General features: G+C 42.5%; 6 protein-coding genes, 1 tRNA gene and 2 pseudogenes. 2 read left to right on the forward strand and 7 right to left on the reverse strand.

All coding sequences use genetic code 11. The features are described 5' to 3' along the window. Positions 1-426 precede the first annotated feature (426 nt). Together IH879_17215 and IH879_17220 are read left to right on the forward strand one after the other, a co-directional pair. Positions 427-810, forward strand: coding sequence for an amino acid-binding protein (locus IH879_17215; GenBank protein MCH7676666.1), 384 nt, complete (start codon positions 427-429; stop codon positions 808-810). 30 nt (positions 811-840) lie between these two features. Continuing rightward, a complete protein-coding gene (locus IH879_17220) occupies positions 841-990 on the forward strand; it encodes a hypothetical protein (GenBank protein ID MCH7676667.1) in 150 nt (49 codons plus the stop codon). Between the two features lie 58 nt (positions 991-1,048). Here IH879_17220 and IH879_17225 read toward each other — a convergent pair whose 3' ends face one another. From IH879_17225 to IH879_17255, 7 genes and pseudogenes are all read right to left on the reverse strand, one after another. After that, the gene (locus IH879_17225) at positions 1,049-1,183 is read right to left on the reverse strand and encodes an EAL domain-containing protein (GenBank protein MCH7676668.1); all 135 of its coding nucleotides are present in this window, start codon (positions 1,181-1,183) and stop codon (positions 1,049-1,051) included. Between the two features lie 57 nt (positions 1,184-1,240). Continuing rightward, positions 1,241-1,285: pseudogene (locus tag IH879_17230) on the reverse strand (hypothetical protein). Positions 1,286-1,517: 232 nt separating this feature from the next. Continuing rightward, positions 1,518-3,251 carry an EAL domain-containing protein gene (locus IH879_17235; GenBank protein MCH7676669.1) on the reverse strand — a complete coding sequence of 578 codons (1,734 nt, stop codon included), beginning with the start codon at positions 3,249-3,251 and terminating at the stop codon, positions 1,518-1,520. A 103-nt stretch (positions 3,252-3,354) separates the two neighbouring features. Beyond that, positions 3,355-5,133 (reverse strand): EAL domain-containing protein, encoded by a 1,779-nt coding sequence (locus tag IH879_17240; protein ID MCH7676670.1) that lies wholly within the window; start codon positions 5,131-5,133, stop codon positions 3,355-3,357. Further along, positions 5,126-5,418: pseudogene (locus IH879_17245) on the reverse strand (hypothetical protein). Before IH879_17245 ends, IH879_17240 begins: the two are co-directional and overlap by 8 nt. A 537-nt stretch (positions 5,419-5,955) precedes the next feature. After that, positions 5,956-6,246, reverse strand: coding sequence for a 4a-hydroxytetrahydrobiopterin dehydratase (locus IH879_17250; GenBank protein ID MCH7676671.1), 291 nt, complete (start codon positions 6,244-6,246; stop codon positions 5,956-5,958). Between the two features lie 60 nt (positions 6,247-6,306). Beyond that, positions 6,307-6,380: transfer RNA gene (locus tag IH879_17255), tRNA-Met, on the reverse strand. Positions 6,381-6,620 lie beyond the last annotated feature (240 nt).

The raw sequence follows: 6,620 nt of genomic DNA on the forward strand, positions 1-6,620 counted from the left end.
GCCCGAGTAGTCGGGCATCCATTACCTGCACTAAGTTGTTGATTTGGTGTGGATTCCCGCTCCCCGCCTTCGCGAGGACAGGCTTCGCGGGAATGACGACTTTTATGGTTTGTGAATTAATCAGGTTATATATTTTAAAAATACCATTAAAAGTCATTTTGAGAGAAGCGAAAAATATTTTTAAATACTCAACATTCCACCCGCAAAAAAGATTTTTCGCTTTGTGCTGTTCAGAATGACATTTAAAGTCGATTTGCTTGGACAGACACTTTAAAAATTAAATCCGCATAAAAATAACGTAATAAACACTAAAAATCAACCCCCTCAGATTTGATTAAATTTTCTACTTTTCCCTTGCATTTTCTAAAGTGATTGTCTATAATTTTGCACGCCATATATTTATTTTTTAAAGTTACGGAGGAATTCATGCCCTTAGAAAAACAATTATCCGTTTTTGTTCAAAATAAGGTAGGAAGCTTAGGAGAGCTTTCCATAGCCCTTGCCAAAGCAAACATCAACATCAAAGCCCTCTCAATCGTGGATGACCTCGATTGGGGAATTGTTAGACTAATCGTGGACGAACCGGAAAAGGCAAAAGAGATTCTCCATAAATTAGGTTTGATGTATGGGGAAGGACAGGTCGTAACGGTTATGTTAGAAAATCACCCCGGCGCCTTGGCCGAGTTAGCCGACAAACTTGGGAAAAAGAAAATAAATATAGAACAGGCTTTTCTCACTACAGCCGGCGACGTAAGTTTGATCGTTTTATCTACGACAGATGATAAAAAAGCAAGTTCTGTGTTAGGCTAACTATTCTTTGGCAATAAGGAAAAAAAAGTGATGGAATCACCTGACCCAAAAATTCTGAAAGAAATTCAACAGCGGTTGGAAAAAGGCGAGCATCTGTGGAGAATCATCGATGGGTACGACTTGACCACCGACCAAAAACTGGAAGTCCTGAGATTATTTGACGATCAAAAGTGGGATTAACCTGGCACTGAAGTGTCAACCACGTGCACTTTCTTTCTAAACACGACCTCATCCGATCTCAAAAAATCATAGAGTTGCTCGGGTGGAAGCGGCCGCTGAAATAAAACCCTTGCATCTCCTCACATTCTACCGATTCCAAAAATTCAATTTGTTCTCTCGTCTCAACACCTTCGGCGATCACACTCATTCGCAAACTCCGGGCTAACCCACAGTCGCGGTCTCCAGCGGCATGGCCTTTATTATCATTGATTCGCTTGAAGCCATCGACGTCGACAAGTAAAACCGCTGCACATTTCGAATACCGCTATGCATGAAAGAGCGCCTGCTGCAAACGGTCGTAAAATAACTGCAGATTGGGTAAGCTGGTCAACGTGTCTTGGTAAGCTAAATGCTGCTCAAGTTTTCTGGCTTTTTCAATCAAGGTTATAGAAATAAAAATTTATACCGTGTCGTCGATTCTCCAAATAAAACCGTCTCTTCCTTCGTTGCGGCAACCTTGAATAGAGCTATTTGTCTTACACTCGGAATCAGTTAGGGAGGAATAATCGTTTTTTTACTTTAAGGAGATCTGTCACCGTTTCCGCATTTAGCGGCCGACTGAAATAAAAGCCTTGAATCTCGTCGCATTGCAAAGATTGTAAGAATGCAATCTGCTCTGATTTTTCAACACCTTCAGCAATGACTTTTAATTCCATGCTATGTGCCAGAACGACAATTGCCGTTGAAATCGCCGTATCGTCACGGTCTGACGGAATGCCGTTCACGAAAGTTCGATCAATCTTAAGTATATCTATCGGAAAACGTTTCAAATAACTCAGCGATGAATAACCTGTACCGAAGTCATCCAATGAAAGAAGAACGCCCATCTTTTTAAGCGCTTGCAGAATTTCGACCGTTGTTTCAATATTGTGCATCACTTCGTTTTCGGTAATTTCCAAGCATAAATTCTTGGGCTGTACCGCGGAGTCATTCAGAATTTGAGCAACCTTTTCAGTAAGATTCTTTTGGCGGAATTGACGAGTTGATAAATTGACCGCTACTCTAATATTGGCAATGCCCTCCCTCTCCCAGTTTTTAATTTGCCGACAGGCGGTCTTCATCATCCATTCATCTATTTCCAAAATGACGCCGGTCTCTTCGGCCAGTGGAATGAACTTATCTGGCGGCACCAAACCGAACTTCTGATGCTGCCAGCGAACCAGCGCCTCAACTCCGGTTATTTCTCCAGTCCGTAAGTCCACCTGAGGCTGGTAATAAGCCACAAGTTCCTCATTTTCAACCGCTTTGCGCAGGCTATTTTCAAGAGTCAGGCGTTCGAAGAATTTTGCATCCATCGAGAGATTATAAACCTGATAATTATTTTTACCCTGCCCCTTGGCTCGATACATGGCGATATCTGCTTTTCTGATCAAGCTCTCGATGTCAGAACCGTCATCCGGATAAATGCTAATTCCGACACTTGCCGTTACGAACAATTCATGTTCTTCGATTTTATAAGGCTGGGAAATCACTTTGAGAATTTTTTGGGCAACGTCCTTGGCATCTTGAGCATGATTAATTTCTAAAAGTACGATGGTAAATTCGTCACCGCCTAAACGGGCGACGGTATCCACCTGCCGAACAGTCGTTTTTAATCTCTTTGCAACAGATTTCAACAATAAGTCGCCGATTCCGTGACCCAGAGTATCGTTAATGCGTTTAAAACCATCCAAATCGAGAAAGAGCAGTGCTGCCAGTTTTCCAGAGCGCTTTGACTGCGCCAACGCTTGCTGCAAACGATCATGAAGCAGGTGACGATTGGGCAGTATGGTTAAGGCGTCGTGATAAGCAAGGTGTCGTTGCAAACGTTTAGATTCTTCCAGTTGCTCGAGCAGGCGGTTTCTTTCAATGGCATAACGAATTGAGCGTTCTAACGTGCTACGATCGATCTGACCTTTTACAAGATAATCTTGGGCTCCTGACTGAAGAGCTTGGGAAGCAAGCTCGTTATCATCTTGTTCTGTCAAAACAATGATCGGTGTATTAGAAGCTTGACTCTCAACTTCGTAAATCGTGTCTAAACCGGTGCAATCCGGCAGATTCAGATCTATTAGAATAACATCAAAGTTATCCTGTTCAAGGTGTTCAACGCAATCCTTAATTCGAACAACATGGTTGAGTTCGTAGGAAATCTCGGTCTCTTCTGCGAAGATTTCGCTGAGATAATCTTCGTAAAAAAGGTCGTCTTCAACTAAGAGAATTTTTATCGGTTCATTAAGCATGCTGGAACGATTGGTTTACATCTAAATAAAACAAAACTGTGTCATTCCCACCAAGACAGATCTTCGCAGGCATAACAGGGGTCGTTTGGATTGAGCCAATGGGTCACGCCGCGGCCTCAACACTTTCCACATCTACCACGATCGGTTCCTGCCCACTTCCATCCATCTGCCAACCTGACTTTAGTAATTCGGTTAACTCACCCGAGGGCACCGGGCGACTAATCAAATATCCTTGCACTTCGTCACATCCGGGTATTAACAAGAATGACAGCTGCTCTTTGGTTTCAACTCCTTCCGCAATGACTTTCAAATCGAGACTGTGAGCTAAAGCTGTGATACCTTTGGTAATCGTTCTGTCTTCCTCATTTTCATTGAGACCCTTCACAAAAGACCGATCGATTTTTAGCATATCCTTTGGCAAACGCTTCAGACAACTCAAAGAAGAGGTGCCGGTACCAAATTGATGCAGGGCAATCTGGACGCCTATATCCTTGAATTTTTTTAATCTTTCAACAGTTTTTTCCACATTCTGCATAGCATCATTTTCGGTTATTTCAAGAACAAGGTATTTTGCTTCTAAGCCAGTTTCCTCTAAAATTCGATTTAAAGTCTGCTGGACTTCCGGTTCACGGAACGTGCGGTCGGACAAATTCACTGACACCCGAATGGCCGGCAGTCCTTCATCCTGCCAACGCTTATTTTGAGCGCAAGCCTGCCGCAGCATCCACTCATCAATTTGTAAAATCAAGCCGGTCTCTTCCGCCAACGGCATGAATTGAGATGGCGGGATCAAACCCAAGTTCGGATGACGCCAGCGCACAAAAGCCTCGACTCCAGCAATTTTTTTTGTGTTCAGATTTACCTGGGGCTGATAAAACGCCTCAAGCTCATCGCCTTCAATAGCCTTTTTCAAACTATTAACTCGAGTTACATGCTCCAGGTAATTCACATCCATTGAGGGATCATAGCACCTGAAGCTGTTCTTGCCGTCTTTTTTGGCGCGGTACATCGCGGTGTCCGCATTCTTCAGCAGATCTTCAACATCCGTCGCATCGGAGGGATAGAGACAGATGCCGATGCTGGTGGTTACAAAAAGATCATATTCCTCGGCCTGAAAGGGCTGTGAAATTGATTCCAATATTTTGTGCGCGACTTTAATCGCATCTTGTTCTTGAGAAATTCTGTTCAGAATAATTGTAAATTCGTCCCCGCCCCAACGGGATACCGTGTCGCTTTGACGGAGACATTTTTTCAGACGTTCGGCGGCCATTTTTAATAAATAATCACCGGTACTGTGGCCCAGCTTATCATTAATAGCTTTAAAACCATCCAGGTCGAGGAACAGAATTGCAAAGACGTTCTTGTGCCTTTTCGAATGTAATATCGCCTGATGCAAGCGGTCATAAAATAGTTGTCGGTTGGGAAGTTTGGTGAGGTTATCGCGATAGGCTAAAAACCGCTCGGCCACCCGTGCAGCTTTCAATTCGCGCAAAAGCTGATGCCGCTCGAGAGCGTGACGAATCGAGCGAATGAGGAGTTGCTGCTCAAATTGTCCTTTAACCAGATAATCCTGCGCCCCTGCCTTAACTGCTTGAGTCGCAAGGTCATCATCCTCGTTTGCGGTTAAAACAATAATAGGGATTTCAGGCCAGGTCGTGTTTATTTGTTCAAAGGTCTCAAAACCGTGACTGTCCTGAAGGCTCAGATCTACCAGGATAATATCAAACTTATTCTCGGATAAAAGCTTAAGACCGTCTTCCAATCGTTGGACGTTTTCTAATTTTATGTTGGCGGATTTGTCTTCGGCGATGTATTCTCGAAGCAGAGCAAAATCGCCCGGGTCATCTTCGAAAAGGAGCATTTTGATAGGACTGTCATGCATGAGTCGGCAGCCTTACAACTGTAAACCAAAAATTTTCGATGGCTTGAATGACCTCTGTGTACTGTTCTAACCCAACTGGTTTGGTCACATAGCAATTGCAGCCAAGTCGGGACGCACTGCATTGGCGTAACCACTCTGTTTCCGTAAATAGCCAAAGGCCTCAACCCCGTCATTTACGACCGTTAGGTTCATCTTTAATTTGGATTCTACTAAGGCTTCCCGGGTTAATTCCACATCCCCTGTATCAGCCTCAACTAAGAGGACTTCAATGGCTGAAAGTGTCATATAGGTTCAGACGAAGCCATTTCGGCTGAGTCCGCCCAGGGAAAGGGTGTTGCTTGAGACCCAAAATCAACACCTAATAAATTAAGCAGAAAAGGCAACGCGCAAATTGCAGCGACCGTCCAAATAAATGATTTTGGAAACTCACTATCAGCAAACTTTAATTGGGACATTTCCATTTAAAATCTAAGTTTCTTAAAAAAATAATCTACACAAGATATAAATCGCAACTAAAATGCCTAATTAAAAAACATATACATAAATTATAGAATCTCAATATTACTCGTTTGGAATGGTAAAATGAATTTGTGCCATAAAACCATAATCCCTTTATGATCGAGATTGAAAAATTCAGGAATTGAAACCCTACAAACTGGTTATCGTCTTTTTTTGAAAGAAAATGAGATGGGTTTTAATAAACTTTAGTAAGATTTAGAAAAGGCCGCAGGTAGGAAAAAGTTTGAAAATACAGGTTTAATAAAAGGCCTATCCAAACCTTATAAGGGAAGAAACAACTAGGCTCTTATTAAGAAAGGAAAATTATCCGGTAAATTCCTCCATCTTTTTTGCCAGTTCAAAATCCCAGGTACTGATGCCCCCCAGATCGTGCGTGGATAAGTCAACTGTGACCTTGTTGTAAACGTTGAACCATTCCGGATGGTGATTCATGGCTTCGGCTGCTAAAGCTGTTTTGGTCATAAATCCGAATGCTTCCACAAAAGATTGAAATTGGAAATTTTTGTGCAGTTTTCCGTTCTCAATATTCCAGCCGGATAATTGCGCAAGATTTTCTTGAATTTCCGAATCACTGAGTTTTTTTCTTTCGGTCATTTTTAAATTCCTTAAATCATAAGACCTTGCAGGTTTTAAAACCTGCAGGGTCTGGTGCAGTAGCGGTGCAGGGACTCGAACCCCGGACACGTGGATTATGATTCCACTGCTCTAGCCGACTGAGCTACACCGCCAGGTTATTGTATTAATATAAATTAAATATTCTATATGTTTAGCATGAAAAACCAAATTTCACAATTTTTTCACAATCACTTTTTTGATTTCTACGATAGAAGCCGATCAATATTTTTGGTTCGCGTTAACGGAGTCTTCCAACTCTTCTGTAGCGGCTTGACGTATTCAATATACCAATCCGCGAATTCAGAAAAAGTAGGATCCTTCAGTACTCCAGAAACCTTACCAACCTGGGCAAG

The organism is candidate division KSB1 bacterium, from assembly GCA_022562085.1.
Taxonomy (GTDB): Bacteria; Zhuqueibacterota; Zhuqueibacteria; order Oceanimicrobiales; family Oceanimicrobiaceae; genus Oceanimicrobium.